We start from the raw sequence: 19,049 nt of genomic DNA on the forward strand, positions 1-19,049 counted from the left end.
CACAAAATCCTATAACTTCATCTATCATTTTGTTCAATCTTAGCGATATCATTTACAAGCTACATCCAGAATAAATAATACGGCAGGATTGTTGGTTAGCTAAAGAACAAAACATTAGTGCAGCTTCTTTCGCCTTATCCTCTGAAACATTATATTTAATTTCAGATTTTTGACCGCCATTGATTGGATCTGCCACAGCAACACAACCATTTTTATAAGTATGGGATACCTCACACTTCTGTACAGCATGTTGCTGACATGCTGTTAATGCATCAGCTTGTGCTGCATCTTTCGATGTATGGTTTTTTGAGAAACCAACTGAACGTCCCTTTAATTCTCTGCCTTTTTCTTCTGCAATCGCTCCCCATAAGTTTTCAGCCATAGGATACAATGTTGGATTTTGATTATAATTTCCACCACCTCCGTTAGGAATCGGCGCGCAACCTTGGCAGAGTAAAACTTGAAGTGCGACATAAACCACCTAATTAATTTAAAGGGTTTATGGAGTATATAAAATTGTCATACCATCATCTTAACTTTGAAGATCGTACTGCATTAATGCTTGAGTCAAGAAAAGAAGGCTTTTCAGCCAGAAAATTTGCTGAACTCATTAAAAGACATCCTAGTACGATCTATCGTGAGCTTAAAAGAAATAGCATCAATGACGTTTATCAAGCTCAATATGCTTCTGATAACACTTTTGCTAGACGTAGACGTGGTCACAGAAAACTCAAAATCGATTCAATCCTCTGGAAATTTATTGTTGAAGCGATCCGTTGTTTATGGTCTCCTCAGCAAATAGCAAAGCGTTTAAAGACATTTCCTGATTTGGATCAAACAATGAATGTAAGCCATACAACGATTTATTCAACGATACGAGCATTACCCAAGGGTGAGTTGAAAAAAGACTTATTATCCTGTCTACGTCATGAAAATAAAAAGCGAAAAGCTAACGGTGAACCTAAAAAAGATTCTATATTACAGGATATTAAAACTATTCATGAGCGCCCAGCCGAAGTTCAAGAAAGAAAAATACCGGGTCATTGGGAAGCTGATTTAATTAAAGGTAAAGACAATAAAAGTTCGATAGCAACACTTATTGAACGAAATACACGGCTCTGTATCTTGGCAACATTACCTGATGCAAAGGCAGAATCAGTGCGCAAGGCTTTAACTGAAGCTCTGAAATATTTACCTGCAGAACTGCGTAAAACGTTGACCTATGACCGTGGACGTGAGATGTCAGAACATAAAATACTCGAAGAAGATTTAGGCATAGATGTATATTTCTGTGACCCACATTCACCCTGGCAAAAAGGCACATGCGAAAATATGAATGGTTTAATTAGGCAATATTTACCTAAAGGGATTGATTTAAATCAGGCAGATCAGCATTATTTAAATCAAGTTGCCATGTCACTGAATACTCGTCCTAGAAAGGCGTTAGATTGGCTTACACCATTAGAGAAATTTGCTCAGCTTGTTGATTATCATATGGCTTTTGAAACTGTCGCACCTCATGTTTGAATTCGCCCTTGAACACCTTGCCCACCAATTGGATAATATCCTGATGGACAATTGCCTTCTGCATAAACATTGGTAATTGCTAAAAAAATAATAAGACCAGCAAAAATAGGAAATTTAAAAATCTGATGACTAGTCATGATCACTTTATCTATTCCTTTATGAAAATAATCTCTAGTAAAAAATTATTCATCTTTAATTTTATCAATTTGTCATTGATTCATCATAAATCAAAAAAATATTAGCAGCACATCAAGCTACAAGAATCATGTAATTTTTTATATTTATTCATGTTAGTTCTATTTTAACGATGAATATAAATCGACCTAAAAAACTTGCTTTTCCTTTAGATAGGAGAAAGTTTGAACTGATGGCTATTCTGCTTGTTCAAAAAGGAGATTTTAAAAAATAATTAAAAATATCATGAATAACATTTTTTTAATTCTTCGCTAAAGAAAGCTTAGATATCCAAAACATCTACAAAATTTGCACCCAAAACCTGTGCCAAATCTTGTGGCTTCACGCCAATATCCAGACCTCGTTTTCCACCACTGACATAAATTTTTACTAATGACGCTGCACTTGCATCTATGACGGTTTTTAAGCGTTTTTTCTGACCAACAGGGCTAATGCCACCGACTAAATAGCCAGTTAAGCGCTCAGCATCTTTAGGATCTGCCATATGCAATTTTTTACAGCCAAAAGCACTTGCCACTTTCTTCAAATTCAGTTGATGATTCACTGGAACAACAGCGACAAAATAATTTTTATCATCAGTCACCATTAGTGTTTTAAACACTTCTTCAACGTTTAAGCCTAGTTTTTCCGCCGCTTCTAAGCCAAAACTCTTGGCGTTCACATCATGTTCATATTCATGGATAGAAAATTCAATTTTATTTGATTTTAAAACTTTACAAGCAGGTGTCATATGATCAACAAGATATGGAAATTAAAAAGATATTGAAATTATAGGACGATTGTTAAAATTTTTAAATTCGTTTTCAACATTCGTCGCTTAAAATTATCGCTTGTAAAATCTTGAACAACCTGATTAAAATTACCACAAAGACTTTATTTTAATAGAACAATGCCATCTATCTATCAATTAAAACCAGCCTTTCAAAACTTACTCCGCCCCTTAGTACAATGGCTTTTTAAGCGAGGTGTAACTGCCAATCAAGTGACACTTTTTGCGATGTTTATTTCATTGGCTTTAAGCATTTTTTTATACTTATATTATTTGAATCATCCTGTGAATTGGTGGTTGTTATTGTTTCCGTTGTGGATGCTGATTCGAATGGCTTTTAATGCAATTGATGGCATGTTGGCACGAGAATTTAATCAACAATCCAATTTAGGTGCTTTTTACAATGAATTAAGTGATGTCATTGCAGATACAGCACTCTATGTCTGTCTAATTGCTTTTGCTTTTATCCATGCAAAATTACTGTTATTAGTGGCTTTCCTTGCTATTTTAAGTGAGTATACAGGTGTCATGGCACCTCTGATCGGTCAACAACGTCGTTATGATGGTCCTATGGGAAAAAGTGACCGTGCATTTTGGTTTAGCTTAATAACTGTGGTGATTGTATTTTTCCCACTGTTTAATACAAATTTACAACTACTCAGTTTAATCTGTAATGGCATACTCAGCCTAATGGGTGTGTTACTCGCTTTAACAATCTATAACCGAATTAAAAATAGTTTAAAAACAGCTTCATAAAATAGTTTCATCTTTCAGGGTAAATTGCTATGTATAACAATAGTCACCACACCTTCACCAGTCACGATGGCACAGCATTGTTCTACCAACATTGGGCAACACAATCACCATCGGAAACAAAAAAAGCCATTATCTTATTTCATCGTGGTCATGAACATTCTGGACGTATGGCACATTTAGTTGAGGAACTTAATCTTCCAGATTTTGATTTCTTTGCATGGGATGCCCGAGGTCATGGTGACTCTCCAGGCGAACGTGGAGATGCCCCAAGCTTTTCTGCTTGTGTTAAAGATATTCAATACTTTGTCCAACACATTCAGCAAAACTATGCCATTGACCCAGAGAATATTGCAGTTGTTGCACAAAGTGTGGGCGCGGTACTTGCAGCTACATGGGTGCACGACTATGCTCCTAAAATTCGTGCTTTGTGCTTAGCATCGCCAGCATTTGACATTAAGCTGTATGTCCCCTTTGCTGAACCAAGTTTAAGGGTCATGGCAAAGCTACGTGGCAACTTCTTTATTCAAAGCTATGTCAAAGCCAAAATGCTGACTCATGACGAAGATCGAGCGCAAAGCTACGATACTGATCCGAAGATTGCCAAAGCGATTTCGGTAAGAATGTTACTCGGGCTTTATGATGCCTCAAAACGCATTGTTGCTGACTCACAAAATATTTTTGTGCCGACCCAAGTATTATGTTCAGGCTCAGATTTTGTCGTTTTCCAAAAACCACAACGTGAATTTTATCAAAAACTTTCGCATCCGAAAAAAGAATTACACATTTTAGATGGTTTCTTTCACGACACTTTAGGTGAAAAAGACCGACATATTGCAACGGAGAAAATACGTCGCTTTATTCAACAATGTTTTGCGACTGCTTATCAGGCACCTGATGTTTTAAATGCCGATAAAATTGGTCCAAGCTGCGCAATTGCAGAAGATCTCAGCTCACCATTACCGGCTAAATCAATCAAAAATGCATTTTGGGAAGTCACCAAAAAGAACCTAAAAATAGGTAGTCATTTCTCTCAAGGTTTAAAAATTGGTGAAGATACGGGTTATGACTCAGGCAGTACTTTAGATTTTGTTTATCGTAATCAAACCGAAAGTAGCAACCCGATTGGTAAAATTATTGATCGTCAATATCTCAATGCAATTGGTTGGCGTGGTATCCGAGTACGCAAACAAAATATCGAATCTTTACTGCAAAAGTACGCTGATATTCTGATTAAAAAGCGTAAACCACTTCGAATTATGGATATTGCATCAGGTCATGGGCGCTATATTTTAGATGCAGTTGCTCAATTGCCTAAACAGCCTGAGTCAATTCTGCTCCGTGACTATAGTGACATTAATGTAGCTGCTGGACAGAAAATGATTGCTGAACGTGGCTTAACGGATATTGCAGAATTTGTTCAAGCAGATGCTTTTGATACTCAATCTCTGGCATCGGTAAAACCAAAACCATCACTCGCTGTGGTATCTGGTTTATATGAGTTATTTAGTGATAATGATTTGTTACGCCAGTCACTCGATGGATTAAGCAAAGCTGTTCTAAAAGATGGTTACTTGATTTATACAGGTCAAATCTGGCACCCACAACAAGAGTTTATTGCTCGTGCGCTCACTTCACATCGTCAAGGTGATGCATGGGTGATGCGTTTACGTTCACAAGCTGAAATGGATGCACTTGTTGAAGCTGCTGGCTTTAAAAAAGTCGATCAGTGCATTGATGAGTTTGGAATATTTACCGTTTCAGTGGCGCAAAAGCTATAAAAAACTGTCATTAAAATTCATGGCTGGATATTAATTTTATTCAGCCATCACGAATAAAATAATAATGGATGTTATATGCCAACACTCATCAAAGAAACAGGAACATGGAAATGGGGCTTACTCTGCTTGGTTTTCCTGGCACCATTCTTTTTTCTGACCTATGGTTTTGCGAATCAGTATGCTTCTGGACTCGCCTATGTTCCAAGTATTGTATTTGACTGGGAAAAGCATATTCCACTTTGGGCTTGGACTATTGTCCCTTACTGGTCAATTGACCTGTTTTATGGTCTGTCTCTGTTACTGTGCTGGAACAAATATGAACTGAAACAACAGGCGCTCAGATTGTTTTTAGCACAAGTGATTTCGATCAGTTGCTTTTTATTGTTCCCGTTAAAATTTAGTTTTGAACGCCCTGCCTTAGATGGTTTTTTTGGACTATGGTTTGATGTGCTGATGGGTTTTGACAAGCCTTTTAACCAAGCACCTTCTTTGCATATTGTTCTTTTAGTGATTCTTTGGGATTTTTATCGTAGACATGTACAAGGTTCATGGAAATACTTGGTGGACTTTTGGAGTGCGTTGATCGGACTGTCCATCCTTACGACATGGCAACATCACTTTATTGACCTTCCTACAGGAATTTTAGTCGGTGCTTTGTGTTTGTGGTTATTCCCAATAACCGTTAAATCACCATTTAGAAAAGATGGCTTACAACAGTTAACAGCAAAACATTTAAAACTAGGCAGTTACTACCTGTGTGGTGCTGTAATTTTCTTGATCTTAGCCTATGAGTTAAACCCTTGGGGATTATGGCTAATCTATCCAGCGGTCAGCTTATTTATCGTTGCACATAGTTATAGTTTTGTACGTCCTCATTTTTTCCAAAAGCAAACCAATGGAAAGATGACCATCGCTGCACAGATTTTACTTGCACCGTACCTTATTTTTGCTTGGCTCAATAGCCGAATTTGGACTAAAAAACATCCTGAAGATTCATTGGTCATTGATTCAGAGCATAGAAAAATCTTTATTGGGCGTATCCCCACTCAAAAAGACAGCGAAAAATATACCGCAGTATTTGACTGTGTTGCAGAATTACCCTTAAACAGTGGATCTGAATATCAACAGTACCCAAGTCTTGATTTGATTCCTTTGCAAGCCAATCAACTTGAGTATGCGGTAAATCAATTCAATCTCTTACTCACCAAAATTGATGGCACGCCATCGCAAAACATTCTCATCTGTTGTGCCCTTGGATATTCAAGAAGCAGCGCACTACTCAGTGCTTGGTTAATGCAACAAAACCAAGACAGCACTGTTGAAGAAGTCGTTGAAATCATCCGCAAGGCACGTCCGTGGGTGGTATTAAAAGCACCACAAATTGAAGAGCTTGAAATTTATCAACTCAAATTAAAAGGCTTGGCGCCATGAAAATGAAATTTTTCATTGTTGCCAAGCTTTTATCTGCAACTGGTGGTTTGCTACTTTCTGGCTATGTTGCTTTTGCTTTATCTATTTTTGCGATCCTATTTAAAGGTTGGCAGACCATAGAGCTTTGGATATTCATTGTCATTACATTATTGCTCATGGCTGTTCATCATTACCTTTCATTCCGTGTCAATTTTGATGCGGAATTGATTGAAATGCTGGCGATCCAATCTAGAGCTGATAGCATTGAACATCTTACTCAGCAATTCGATCAAAGCTTACTTGAAATGAAACTTCTTCCGCAAAATAAAGTCGGTCGAGATTGGACACTGCGTTTTGCTGGCTGTTTTCGCTTAATTAAGTTGCAAATTGCCTTAGTATTGATACAGTATCTGGTTTTAATTATTTTAATTTATCGAATCATTTAAGTGAACATTTGAGTCAGAATATAGACGGTAGTTAGTTTTTCTTTCTTTAACTTCGACCAAAGCAAAGTCATGAAAATCGCTGTATTTGAAGGACTAAGATAATGAAATTGCTTCAAGTTAGGCTATGATTTAAAAAGTAAAAATGATAAATTAATATTGTGATATAAATGATTTTTACTATTTATTCAAAAGCGTTAATTTAAAATCGATCATGTGGGGCTGTTGAATTGAATATTATTCTGCTCTTTTTAAAGCAGAAATTTAAGTTTTCATCATTTCAATATCATATGAACAGTACAAAAAAGATTAAATATCAATTGGCTTAAACAATGAATCAGTTACCCGAACAGCGTCCTGAACAAGATCAAAAAATAGAAAATAATATGCCTGCACTCAACAAAATGCAGAGTTTAGAGACACCTCGCGGAAATTTTGCTTCAAGCTCAGTTGCTCGTTTTATTGCATTTCTGACCCGACGTGGCGCACGACTGATCACAGGCGCACGTAGTTTGTGGATTGGTTGTCAGCCTGAAATGAAACAAAGAATCTACTACGCCAATCATAACAGTCATATCGACTTTATTTTATTGTGGTCTTCACTGCCAAAATTAATGCGTCGCAAGACCAAACCCGTTGCAGCATCAGATTATTGGCTGAAAGATGGTTTTCGCCAATTTTTGATTAAAGATACTTTTAATGGGGTCACTATCCAACGTAACCGTGAGGATGGTTCTGATCCATTACAGCCTGTAAAAGATGCACTTGCACAAGGATACTCAATTATCTTCTTTCCTGAAGGCACACGTAATTTAGATGATGATGTTGAGTTACTGCCATTTAAAAGTGGTCTTTATAACCTGCATAAGCAATTTCCAGAAATCGAAATCGTTCCAGTTTGGATTTCAAACTTAAGACGTGTCATGCCTAAAGGTTCATTTATTCCTTTACCTTTGTTATCTACAGTATGTTTTGGTTGCCCTTTAGAACAACATTTAGAGATGGATAAAACGACTTTTATCGACTATGCCCAAAAACAACTATTGCAATTAAAAGAGGTTGAAAATCAATGATTGTTGATAATCTACATAAAACCTATCTTTTATTTGGTATTTTTGCTGGTATTTTGGTTTTTGCATCCTCAGTCGGATTTATTCTTAAACAAAAAGCTGGACATCAGCCTGCACCAGTCATTGATAATTTAAATGCGAGAATTAATGCTTGGTGGGTGATGTTAATTGTCATTGGTGCAGCAATTCTGCTTGGTCAAACTGCATTTATTATCTTATTTGGCATTATTTCACTTTTTGCATTGCGTGAATTTACCAGTCTATTGCCGACACGGCGTGGTGATTACTTTCCGCTGTTGATTGCGTTTTATTTTGTAATTCCATATCAATACTATTTAATCGCTATCGACTGGTATGGCTTATATTCTATTTTTATTCCATTGTATGTGTTTTTACTGATTCCGATTGCCAGTTTAAAACAAGAAGACACCAAACATTTTCTTGAACGTAGTTCAAAAATTCAATGGGGTTTGATGGTCTGTGTTTTCTGTATTTCTCATGTTCCTGCACTACTCAATTTAAAATTACACGGTTTTAAGGGTGAACCGATTTGGCTGGCAATCTGGTTAATTATGGTTGTGCAGGCTTCAGATGTTTTGCAATATGTGTGCGGAAAGCTTTTTGGCAAACACAAGGTTGCCCCTGTTTTATCTCCGTCTAAAACTGTCGAGGGTTTACTTGGTGGTATCGTCCTAGCCACAGCTTTAGGTGTTGCTATGGCATGGTTAACTCCATTTAGTTATTTACAGGCAGCATTTATTGGTCTTGTGGTGTGTATTTTTGGTTTCTTTGGCGGTTTGGTTATGTCTGCAATCAAACGTGATCGTGGCGTTAAAGATTGGGGACAATTGATTCACGGTCATGGTGGTATGCTAGATCGTATTGATTCTATTTGTTTCTCAGCACCGATCTTTTTCCATATTTTAAGATATTGGTGGAGTTAATCTGCCATTATCGGCTAATCTGTAATAAGTGAAGAGTAAAAGTTCAAATATTTTATATTAGGTCTTTTGCGAAAGTAGGTTTTTGCTCATTTGTGCTTGATGCGACAGCTTCTAAATCAAAAGCCATCCCTACTCGAATCTCAAACAATGCCAGAGGTCTATTACATTTAAAATATTTGATCAAAAACTCTGAATCTGCTCTGGTTTGATATATATTTTATAAGTGTATTGGAAAAATCATCAAATGAATCAAAGATGACATCGACTTCTTCATATTCAGGTTCATAACCATACACAACCTTATTTTTATTTTTGCCTTCTAAACAAATTGCCAAATATGAGTAACCATTTTTAACTGACATCAAAAAGCAAAAATGATGATCCCAAAAATTATTAATTCGGTTAATTTCTACATCATTCATTGCTGCATCTAAGCTTTGTTGTCTAAGTTCTTCCCAATCGAACTCAGATTCTGTTTCACCTGTAATTTCGGCAACTGTAAAAAACCAAGCAACATCACTTGGATTGCTTATTGTTTTATAATTCATAAGAATTTCTTGTAACTCAATAGGTAAATAATCAAAACCTGTTATATTGGCATCTCCTTTGTAAGGTCTCTCTTCAATATTCCAGTTATTTTTAGTCAATACTTCTATTAATTTAATTCTCAAGACTAAATCCTTTTTTATCTAAGACACTGTAACTACTACTCTTTGTATCTTTTAAATTGAGTTAAATTTTTACAAACTACTAGTTGGTTTAAAGTGGATTGGCTTATTTCTGGGAAGTCACTTTGTTCTCCCGTCTTTAAATTAATTTCAGTATTCGTAGTTGCTGAATTTAAAATTGATTTATCTTCAGTTTTATAAAAATCAACATCGAATATGGCATGACTTGTCTTAACAACTCTCTGCTTTTTATTATACAAATTATAAAAAACAACTTCATTATTTTGAGGGGAACTATTTTTGAATTTCTTAGGAATCCCCCAAACTACTAAATAACTATTATTACAATTAGTTTTATATCCGTTAATTTCACCTAAATTTATTTTTTTATGTTCTTATCTTTCCGTACAATCAATGTGCTTGTATTTTCCAGTTTTACATTCAAACTTGTAGAAGCATAAGATACACAACTATAAAGGCATAGGCAGAATGTAGAAATATATTTAATCATCATATTAGCTTCATCTTTTTTATAATTTCATTTTTTTCCATATTTTTCTTCATCATATTGTTTGGCTAAATCAATACGGTAGGTATAATCTTTCCAACGCTCATGGATAAAATCTTTATCTTTATTTTTCCAACTCAAATCACTCAATGCAAAATTTTGTAAATCTATTCTGCTGGGTTTATTAAATCCTAATTTTTTTAATATTGCTTCTAATTCTATACTTTGACCATCAAAGCTAGCACCTACTCGCCAACCAATAAATAGTGATATAATCATTATAACTAAAATATTTATTTGAATACCTAATTTAGCATTCGCCATTTCACTTATCGAATTAGACATAAAGTAATCAATTATAAATTGCACAATTAATATAAATAAAAATGCCCCTCCCGCCATCTTCATTCCAAATACTCTATATCGAAACCGCCCTTTAACCACTTCTTGACCAGTCCATGTATAACTGCTGTTTTGATCAATAATAGTTGCTGCACGAGCATATTTATTTTGACCCGAAAGCGGTTCTGCAATCACTTTAACCATATCTTGCTTTTTAAACATCACCACAGGAAAACAGCCCGTAAAGTAATGTTTTTGAGCATTTTTATCAGTGACTTCTAGGGCAAAATCACTCACTTCTATACCTTCATCACTGGCTGCAAAACTGGCTAAAGCAGCATTCCCAATTTGTCCAACTAGTGCTGAACCTACTGCTATTGCACCTGTAGCTGTTTGCATACTGGCATTTAAGTTTTGCATGGTTTCGCTGGTCAATAAGTCTGTGACTTCTCCTTCAACGATAAAAAGCCGATCTGCCAATTCATCAATCATTCGGTCTGTCTTTTTAAAACTCATTTTTTTCCATATTTTTCTTCATCATATTGCTTAGCTAAGTCTAAACGGTAAGTATATTCTTCCCAACGATCAGGATATTCATTCATTTTTATCTTATTCTTTCTATTAACTGAAAAAACTGAGAAATCATTTAAACTTGCCATACTGGGTTTATTAAATCCGAGTTTTTTTAGTATTGCTTCTAATTCTATACTTTGTTCATCAAAACTTGCGCCTACTCGCCAACCTATCAAAATAAACACACACATACATACACATAAAGTAATAAATATAGGAGGATACAAAATAAAAGTGATATCCCCGTCAAATAAAGCAAATAAAATAAAAACTATTATTGAAAAAACTCCCCCTCCCCCCCAACTTCATTCCAAAAATCCTATATCTAAGTCTCCCATTAAATACTTGTTGAGCAGTCCATATATAATTATTATTTTTATCAATAATAGCTGATACATAAGTATATTTATTTTGACCTGAAAGTGGTTCTGCAATCACTTTAACCTTATCGCCTTTTTTAAATATCACGACAGGAAAACATCCTTTAAAGTAATGCTTTTGATTATTGCTATCAGTGATTTCTACAGCAAAATCACTCACCTCAATACCCTCATCACTGGAAGCAAAACTGGCTAAAGCTGCATTTCCAATCTGTCCGACCAGTGCTGAACCCACTGCTATTGCACCTGTAGCCGTTTGCATACTGGCATTTAAGTTTTGCATGGTTTCACTGGTTAACAAATCGGTTATTTCACCTTCAACGATAAAAAGCCGATCTGCCAATTCATCAATGATTTTGTCTGTTTTTTTTAAACTCATTTTTTCCCATATTTTTCTTCATCATATTTTTTTGCTAAGTCTAAACGATAAGTATATTGCTCCCAACGATCAGGATATTCATCCATATTTATTTTATTCTTTCTATTTACAGAAGAAACTGAAAAATCATTTAAACTTGCCATACTGGGTTTATTAAATCCTAATTTTTTTAATATTGCTTCCAATTCAACACTTTGCTCATCAAAGCTTGCACCTACTCTCCAACCAATAAACGCAAAAACCAATACAAATAAAAAAGAAATGATTTTAATACCCAAATCATTGATTAACATATGATTTACTGAATCAGTTATAAAAAAATCAACAACCAAAGCAAAAATCAGTACAGAAAAACTAATAAACCCAAATAGTTTCGTTAAAAAAAATCTATATCGAAGCCGTCCATTAAATACTTGCTGAGCAGTCCATATATAATTATTATTTTTATCAATAATAGCTGCTACATAAGCATATTTATTTTGACCAGAAAGCGGTTCTGCAATCACTTTAACCATATCGCCTTTTTTAAATATGACCACTGGGAAACACCCTTTAAAGTAATGCTTTTGATTGCTTTTATCAGTAACTTCGATGGCAAAATCACTTACCTCTATTCCTTCATCACTGGCAGCAAAACTGGCTAAAGCTGCATTCCCAATTTGTCCGACCAGTGCTGAACCCACTGCTATAGCACCTGTAGCCGTTTGCATATTGGCATTTAAGTTTTGCATGGTTTCACTGGTCAATAAGTCTGTGACTTCTCCTTCAACGATAAAAAGTCTTTCCGCCAATTCGTCAATTATTTTGTCTGTTTTTTTCAAACTCATGTATTAATACTCTATTATACAAATAATGTCTGAAAATCTTCTATTTCTTGCTTTTCAGACATTGGTTGATTGGTTTTTAAAGCTCTAAAAGTAGAATACTGACACCAACGACGAAGTTTAGTCGCTTCCATATAAATAAATATTGTAATCTCAATTACTGTTAAAACTAATCCGATACCACTTGCCCATGCCACACCACGAAGCAAGGCGACACGAAGTGCCTCCTCTGTAAATTTAGTCGCAATTAGTCGACCTCCTATACGTTGAATTACAGGACTTTCACCAACCTTTTTTAAATAATTGATTAATGGGCTAATATAGGTTAGTGTTGCTAATAATCCAAATACAGCTCCTCCTGCACCTACCAAACCTCGAGTATAGTAAAGAAACATTAATGATTTATTCACTGAGTCTACTTTAGTTTCATAATTTTGAGCTTTAAATAAATCTAATACGCATGTAATACTTCCTGCAACCGTACTTAAACTCCCTGCCGCCCATTTAATACCCGCTCTTTGAATATTTGCTGCGCCTCGTGTGGCTGCTGCGCCTGCACCACCATAGCTAGTTTGAGTTGCAACTTCACGCACCCCTTTTGCCAAACCATAGAATATATCCAAAGCAAAAGCCATCAATGCGGATACAGATGCCACCACAGCTGCAATTTGTACATTATCCTTATATTTTCCAGAGCTAAGCATATGCGTTAAATTAATCGCCTCTAAAAATACAAGAATGCCTGATGCGCGCACCTGATGATAATTGTTGGTATGGTTCACCATACCTTTACTACCCGCTTTTTCAATTTCTTCTAAAGTTAATGCCACTTGTTGCTTTTTTGCCATCGCATCATCGATCAATACATCCAAAGAACGCATTGTTGCTTCCTTTGCATTTTTTGAAAGCTGACCACCGACTCTTTCACCAATTTCAGGACTGAGTTTGATATTTCCAGAGTTTAATTTTTCAGGGTTTATATTATATACAACTTGATCAAATCTTAATTTTCCTGCCAACTCACCCATCTGAGCAAACAACAGTTTTTGCGAAATCGCAGTGACAAATCGACTTTCAGCAGTTGAACCCATGCCTGCTCTAAACACCACACGGGCAAAGTTAGAAACATACAGCATGACCTTTTTTTCAACTTTAGAGAATGCGATATTGCCTTTATTTTTGTCGATTCCCTGATTTCTTGCCCATTCATCCCATGCAGAATCGGTTTTCTTTAAAAAGTCTATTGCGCCTTTCATGGCTTTTATACCCACAGCAGTAAAATCTGTTGCAGCTTTTTTCAGTTCTTCATGCTTGGCTTTGGCTTCTAACTGATTACTATACAAACCACGTATAAATAAATTTTTACGCTCATAATCTGGCTTTTTAACCCAGTCATCCAACTGTTTTGCACCTGCTTCAGCACCTTCCATTCCAAATAGCATGGTCGCTACATGCGCTTTAAAAGCACATCCACTCTGTAAATCCTTTTGATCATAGGCATCTAAAGCATCCAATAAACTTTCAGAAACCACCCAATTTAAATGTTCTTGAGCACGTTGATTGGCAACCTTTAAAGCTGTGTCATATTTTTGAGCTACTTCCTGCTTAAACGCTTCAATTTCTTTATAGTTTAAATTATCGAGTAGAACTTTGCGGTCAGTTTGGTAATTGGCTTCACCCACTTCTTCGCCATGACCCGCCCGTTTTTTCATGGTACGTTCATGTTCTTCGATCAACAATTTTTTGCTTTGTTCAAGTTGCTCAATTTCTGCTGTATTATTCCATTTCCTCGCATAGATAAGTCGTTGCTCAATCGCATTTAAATTGCTTTTATATCTTATTTCAATGGCGGGTGCTGTTTGTTCATGAATTTCATTTTCGCGCTGTACGATTTTTTCCTTATTTTTAAGCAATGAACCTTCTATGCTTTTCACGCGTTGTACGGAGTCCAGTTTACGCTGATTGGTGACACCATATTTATCTTTTGCTTCTAAATAGTCATCTACAGGGACATAAGCTTCATTTCGATATTCATTTAATTTTATCGTGATTCCAACGGGATCATATAACACAACAGCTGAAAAAGCTTTCGGCTTTTCGGTGAATTTCTTCACGAGCTGCTTCCAACGATCAGTACCAAATGAAAAAGGCTGGCTGATACCACCCTTTAAGGTCGTGTTGTTTAAACAATGTTGCTGTTGAGACGTTCCTTTCGCCCATGCTGCAACATCTACAGACTGCCATTTGCCTGAACTAACATATTCATCCGCTTTGGCTTGATATTCCTCTCTTTTTTTATCAGTCATGGGCGCATGGGTATAAATCAAATACGCTTTTTCTGCCAAATTTGTTGCAATATATTCAACTGTGACAAATGAAGCAAATACCGCATGTTCATTTCCCTGACAGGCAAACTCAAGTACAGATACGGGTGCAGGTTTATCCAATGGGAAGGATGACAAATACCCCTTTGGCGTCACGATGTAGCCACTCCATTCATAACCTTTTTTTCTTTTGATCATGGCGTACACATAACCAGAATCGATCATTTCAGTTGTATATTGTGAATACGACAAGGCAACGTTTTTTACATTTTTTCCAAGCTGAGAATTAAGTTGAGGTGCTTTATCTCGAGTAACGGTGTAACGTAAAGGCAAAATCTGTAATCCTAATTTACGGCAAAAATTACATTGATCTTTACTGCCTTTTGCATCAGAAGTCTGTTGATTGACTTGTATTGCAGCATTCGCTGCTTTGGTAATCGCATTTGGTGCAGCCAAAATCTCTTCTTGCTGTCTACGTTGTTCTGCTTTTTTATTTTCTTTTCTTGCAAAAGCTTCTTTATCACCACCCATATTATTCTCCTTATTCAAGTATTTCTGTTTTAATCAATGCCCAATCGTCTTCAGCGATAAAATTCATCGCTTCGGTAAAATTATAATTTTTAGGTTCAATATTCCAATACTGTTTAAGCACATTTACAACATGAGGATGTTGTATAAAGCCTTGCCCTAATAGCTCCGCATATAAACCATAACTTACCAAATCAATATATTTTTTAATATGATATTGCTCATGAGCTTGATATAAGTTTTTAAGAATCTTTTGAGGATCTAAATCATGACTGTCGATCTGTTCTAATTCATGTGCTTTCCTAAAAACAGTATTACTGATTTCAATTAAATCCAGTTGTAGAGATTGTTGCACATTAATTTTGTTGATCGCTTTAAGTTGTAATTTTTTCTGATCTATATTTTCCCAATGGTAGTACCCCGTCGGGTGAATAAAATGCCACTGGATAAAATTTGCCAATAAACTATTTAACTGCAATTCGTTGAATATTTGATCTAAATAAATCATCACACGAGGGTCGTACCAACGAAATAAAATTTTGGACTCTATATCTTGCAATACCAATGTCGTTTTAAATCTTCGATTTAATTCATCATTTTCATATTGAGAAGCCCCAAAACCGTGAACCAAGTACCGATCATTTGCAATATCAAAATGCTTGAGTAAGTGTTCAGCCAGCTCAAATCCAATGTCTTTCAATATCTTTTCATCTGATATTTCAATAAAAAACAGACTGGTATCTTTATATCCATTCCCCTTAGCTAGCGGAATATAAATAATCTGATCTACTCTCAAGTTATTTTTTAGATCATCAAAGATATCTGGTGCTAAAGTCTCATCAAGCAATACCAGTAATCGACCATGCTGAAAGAACACTGTCTGCATTTTTTGATAAATCGTTTCCACTGAATTATTTTCAGGCAAAATGCTTGTCTGTTGTAGGTAATGCTCAGCCATCATAAGATCACCTTTGCTGATCCATTTTGAGCGGCATGTCCTTGTTTTGCTGAGCAATCAGGCAAATCTAAACTAGGTGGATTTATCGAAGCGGACGATGTAAGTTTCTGCTGTCCAGACTTTACTTCAAACAAACCACCTGTGGTTGCAAACACCCCCGAACCATTGAGCTTTAATTCAGTGCCATCACTGATAAATTTAATTTCTTTTGGACTAATGATATAAATCGTGTCTTCAGTCGAAATAATTTGAATGCCTTTACGTGCGATCAGATCTGCTGCATCACCTTGTGCCTGAATCTCAATTTTACCTTTTCCTGCAAATAGCCTTGCACCTTCCTGTGCCGCAAAAAGACTGATTTTAGCACTTGCATGTGCAATCAAAGATTTCTGCGTACTGAGATTCATGCTTTCGCCTGCTTGCTGGCTGATTTGCCCATCTGCTGAAAGATGAACGTCGCTATTGGTCAACATAGCTATAGAATTCGGTGAAGTTAACATCATCACTGCGGATTTAAATGCATCTGCCTTTTTCGGATCTTGTTCAGTCAAAGTTTCGATAAAACCTTTGATATTTTCTAAAACCTCTAAAGGATCAGTTTGTTGATGCTTGGCAACTTCACTTAGTGCTTTTGTGTTGTTGAGACTCGATTCAAGTTGTGACTGCGTTTCAGAGACATCAAGATGATTGCCTGATGCTGAATCCTGAGCATAAGTACTCAGCAATAAACCTTGCCCTGCACGTACCGCACCCCATTGATCCGTTCTTAGCTCAAAGCCTTCTCCTCGACCTTCGCTGCTATCTGTCTCTTTTGGATGACTGAGGTTGCCAAGATTGAGTTGAGTTGCGCCATGACTGCTGTGTAACTGACTGCTGATCTGATTGGTGGTATCATCAAATCTCAGTTGGTTATAGCCACTACCCTGATATTCCTTACTTTTAATCCCTGCCAACTTCTTGGTATCGGGTAACTTGCCTTTGTCATCAAACTTGGTTGGATAACGGTATCCTTCATGAATACGTCCCACCACAAAAGGTCTGTCAATATCCCCCGCAAAGAAGTCAACTATGACCAACTCTCCAATACGCGGTAAGAAGCGTGCTCCATAGCCCTCGCCTGCCCAAGGAGTGAGTACATCGACCCAAGCTGAGTCGGTATCATTGTCGTTCGCGCCTGCGCCACCATCGTGACTGTGGTCTTCATTGCGAGTAAATAAAAATCGAACTTTGATACGTCCCCATTCATCGACATGAATTTCTTCTCCACTTGGACCAACCACTCTCGCTCGCATTGGATGGGCTGCGGGTCTTTGAGTTAAGGGATTATATTCAGGAACAACTGTAATATTACGTCGTTGTAGAATGAGCTGATTGGCTTGGCGTTCTTCGCTATTGTTTGTGGTGATATTGCTGATTTGCCAATGGCTTTGTTTTAACAAAGTGTCGACTTGATGGCTCAAGTCTTTGGGTAAATTATTTTGGTGATAAAAGGTTTTGGAGATGATCAGAAATTGCCGATCGGCAGAATCTTTTTGATCGATTTGAGGATGCCCTTTTAGCTCAAAGTGATAACCCACCTGCGCATCTCGTACCGTTGAAGTTGCGATAAATTGTTTGGCTTGGGCATCGTAGTAATTGCTGAGGTTTTGGTTAAAACGTTCAACCTGACTGTTGCCCGATGGCGTTACACCATCTTCTCCATTTAAGTCTTGAGTCCATGCAGGGCTAAAGTGCCATACTTGTTCTAAGCCTAGACTGGCGTTATCGTACTGGTCACTGTGCTGATATTTGCTTTGTACATTGCCCGCACCTTCTTCGGTTTCAAGAATATCGGCTTGCCAACGGTGGATATGCACAGACGTCGGTTGAAGGGAGCGTTGTCCTGTAAAATTGATAATCGAATCGCGAGTCTCTACAGATGAACTTCGATGAAAGCGGATCGTGCGTCGTTCTAAACTTTCGTATTGAGTATTGTCATCAATCAATCGAAGCTTTTGAGGCTGGATGGGTTCATTAAAATGAGACACTTTAAGCTGTGCTTCATCAATTAAACTGGTCACGCCTTCCGATGCTAGAAGCCTTTGAATAAGATCTATATCTCGTTCATTATTCTGCATAATGAAGGGTCGAATATCGTAATCTTTAGTTAGACCGCTTTTATCCAAAGTCAAACTTGAAGCAAACAGTGGAGATCTTTCTCGCCATTCATTAAATATAACTTCGACTACCTGTAAAGCAGACATATTCATAAATACGCGCGAGTTTCTACGCTGTTTCCATAGTGCGGTTGGATCTTCAACCGTGAGGCGATAAATCGTCAAAGCACCATCAGAGGCACCCACCTCAGCTTTGGTGACAATTCCTGAAATACGATTGAGTTCGGAGCGATCATTGACCACATCAATGGCTACACGACAGCCAATAAAGCGTTTTAATGCAATATCGTTCAGCGTAGATAGACAAATCAGTTGTAAGTTCATCCCATCATTGATGGCATGTATCCCATCAACGCGTTGTAAAAATACTAGTTGATTAAGTTCAGTATTTGAAAAAGACGCATGGATAGCACGTTTTTGAGCAGTAAGACCTAATTTTTCCAAAGCAAAATAAATATTATTAAACATGATTAATTGTATAGTTGTTCTAAATTAAACACATTCTACAAAAAAGATC

Annotated in this window: 16 protein-coding genes and 1 pseudogene; 7 read left to right on the plus strand and 10 right to left on the minus strand. The window is 36.6% G+C overall.

Going from position 1 to position 19,049, the window contains the following annotated elements; all coding sequences use genetic code 11:
* Positions 1–52 precede the first annotated feature (52 nt).
* Positions 53–481: a DUF4189 domain-containing protein gene (locus tag I9192_RS11680; RefSeq protein ID WP_228289320.1), complete on the minus strand. Its 429-nt coding sequence runs from the start codon at positions 479–481 to the stop codon at positions 53–55.
* Positions 482–501: 20 nt separating this feature from the next.
* Here I9192_RS11680 and I9192_RS11685 point away from each other — a divergent pair, with 20 nt between their 5' ends.
* Positions 502–1,527: an IS30-like element ISAba125 family transposase gene (locus I9192_RS11685; protein WP_001988464.1), complete on the plus strand. Its 1,026-nt coding sequence runs from the start codon at positions 502–504 to the stop codon at positions 1,525–1,527.
* Here the strand turns inward: I9192_RS11685 and I9192_RS11690 are convergent.
* Together I9192_RS11690 and ybaK are read right to left on the minus strand one after the other, a co-directional pair.
* A complete protein-coding gene (locus I9192_RS11690) occupies positions 1,518–1,664 on the minus strand; it encodes a hypothetical protein (protein ID WP_228289321.1) in 147 nt (48 codons plus the stop codon). The two genes, I9192_RS11685 and I9192_RS11690, sit on opposite strands and share 10 nt — an antisense overlap.
* Before the next feature lie 320 nt (positions 1,665–1,984).
* Positions 1,985–2,452, minus strand: a complete 468-nt coding sequence (ybaK, locus tag I9192_RS11695) for a Cys-tRNA(Pro) deacylase (RefSeq protein ID WP_004830613.1) — start codon at positions 2,450–2,452, stop codon at positions 1,985–1,987.
* Between the two features lie 159 nt (positions 2,453–2,611).
* Here ybaK and I9192_RS11700 point away from each other — a divergent pair, with 159 nt between their 5' ends.
* The 6 genes from I9192_RS11700 to I9192_RS11725 all read left to right on the plus strand — a co-directional run bounded on the left by I9192_RS11700 (position 2,612) and on the right by I9192_RS11725 (position 8,892).
* On the plus strand, positions 2,612–3,247 hold the full coding sequence (locus tag I9192_RS11700; RefSeq protein ID WP_009584918.1) for a CDP-alcohol phosphatidyltransferase family protein: 636 nt from the start codon (positions 2,612–2,614) through the stop codon (positions 3,245–3,247).
* 29 nt (positions 3,248–3,276) lie between these two features.
* The gene (locus I9192_RS11705; RefSeq protein ID WP_046760675.1) at positions 3,277–5,025 is read left to right on the plus strand and encodes a bifunctional alpha/beta hydrolase/class I SAM-dependent methyltransferase; all 1,749 of its coding nucleotides are present in this window, start codon (positions 3,277–3,279) and stop codon (positions 5,023–5,025) included.
* A 75-nt stretch (positions 5,026–5,100) separates the two neighbouring features.
* The gene (locus tag I9192_RS11710) at positions 5,101–6,456 is read left to right on the plus strand and encodes a phosphatase PAP2/dual specificity phosphatase family protein (protein ID WP_046760674.1); all 1,356 of its coding nucleotides are present in this window, start codon (positions 5,101–5,103) and stop codon (positions 6,454–6,456) included.
* Positions 6,453–6,881 carry a hypothetical protein gene (locus I9192_RS11715; RefSeq protein WP_046760673.1) on the plus strand — a complete coding sequence of 143 codons (429 nt, stop codon included), beginning with the start codon at positions 6,453–6,455 and terminating at the stop codon, positions 6,879–6,881. Before I9192_RS11710 ends, I9192_RS11715 begins: the two co-directional genes overlap by 4 nt.
* 383 nt (positions 6,882–7,264) lie before the next feature.
* Positions 7,265–7,951 carry a lysophospholipid acyltransferase family protein gene (locus tag I9192_RS11720; RefSeq protein WP_046760757.1) on the plus strand — a complete coding sequence of 229 codons (687 nt, stop codon included), beginning with the start codon at positions 7,265–7,267 and terminating at the stop codon, positions 7,949–7,951.
* Positions 7,948–8,892, plus strand: a complete 945-nt coding sequence (locus tag I9192_RS11725) for a phosphatidate cytidylyltransferase (RefSeq protein ID WP_004830605.1) — start codon at positions 7,948–7,950, stop codon at positions 8,890–8,892. The genes I9192_RS11720 and I9192_RS11725 overlap by 4 nt, the downstream gene beginning before the upstream one ends.
* Positions 8,893–9,059: 167 nt before the next feature.
* On the opposite strand, the gene I9192_RS11730 is transcribed toward I9192_RS11725, so the two are convergent.
* The 7 genes and pseudogenes from I9192_RS11730 to I9192_RS11765 form a co-directional block, all read right to left on the minus strand.
* Complete coding sequence (locus tag I9192_RS11730; protein ID WP_174762785.1) at positions 9,060–9,563, minus strand: SMI1/KNR4 family protein; 504 nt, start codon at positions 9,561–9,563, stop codon at positions 9,060–9,062.
* A gap of 535 nt (positions 9,564–10,098) precedes the next feature.
* The gene (locus I9192_RS11735) at positions 10,099–10,926 is read right to left on the minus strand and encodes a putative type VI secretion system effector (RefSeq protein ID WP_200149820.1); all 828 of its coding nucleotides are present in this window, start codon (positions 10,924–10,926) and stop codon (positions 10,099–10,101) included.
* Positions 10,923–11,742: pseudogene (locus I9192_RS22570) on the minus strand (putative type VI secretion system effector). Before I9192_RS22570 ends, I9192_RS11735 begins: the two are co-directional and overlap by 4 nt.
* On the minus strand, positions 11,739–12,569 hold the full coding sequence (locus I9192_RS11750; RefSeq protein WP_151960667.1) for a putative type VI secretion system effector: 831 nt from the start codon (positions 12,567–12,569) through the stop codon (positions 11,739–11,741). Before I9192_RS11750 ends, I9192_RS22570 begins: the two are co-directional and overlap by 4 nt.
* Positions 12,570–12,583: 14 nt before the next feature.
* Positions 12,584–15,421 (minus strand): T6SS effector BTH_I2691 family protein, encoded by a 2,838-nt coding sequence (locus tag I9192_RS11755; RefSeq protein ID WP_200149822.1) that lies wholly within the window; start codon positions 15,419–15,421, stop codon positions 12,584–12,586.
* A gap of 10 nt (positions 15,422–15,431) precedes the next feature.
* Positions 15,432–16,379 (minus strand): hypothetical protein, encoded by a 948-nt coding sequence (locus I9192_RS11760; protein WP_200149823.1) that lies wholly within the window; start codon positions 16,377–16,379, stop codon positions 15,432–15,434.
* The gene (locus tag I9192_RS11765; RefSeq protein WP_200149824.1) at positions 16,376–19,000 is read right to left on the minus strand and encodes a type VI secretion system Vgr family protein; all 2,625 of its coding nucleotides are present in this window, start codon (positions 18,998–19,000) and stop codon (positions 16,376–16,378) included. The genes I9192_RS11760 and I9192_RS11765 overlap by 4 nt, the downstream gene beginning before the upstream one ends.
* Positions 19,001–19,049 lie beyond the last annotated feature (49 nt).

The sequence above is a fragment of the Acinetobacter bereziniae genome (assembly GCF_016576965.1).
Classification (GTDB): Bacteria; Pseudomonadota; Gammaproteobacteria; order Pseudomonadales; family Moraxellaceae; genus Acinetobacter; species Acinetobacter bereziniae.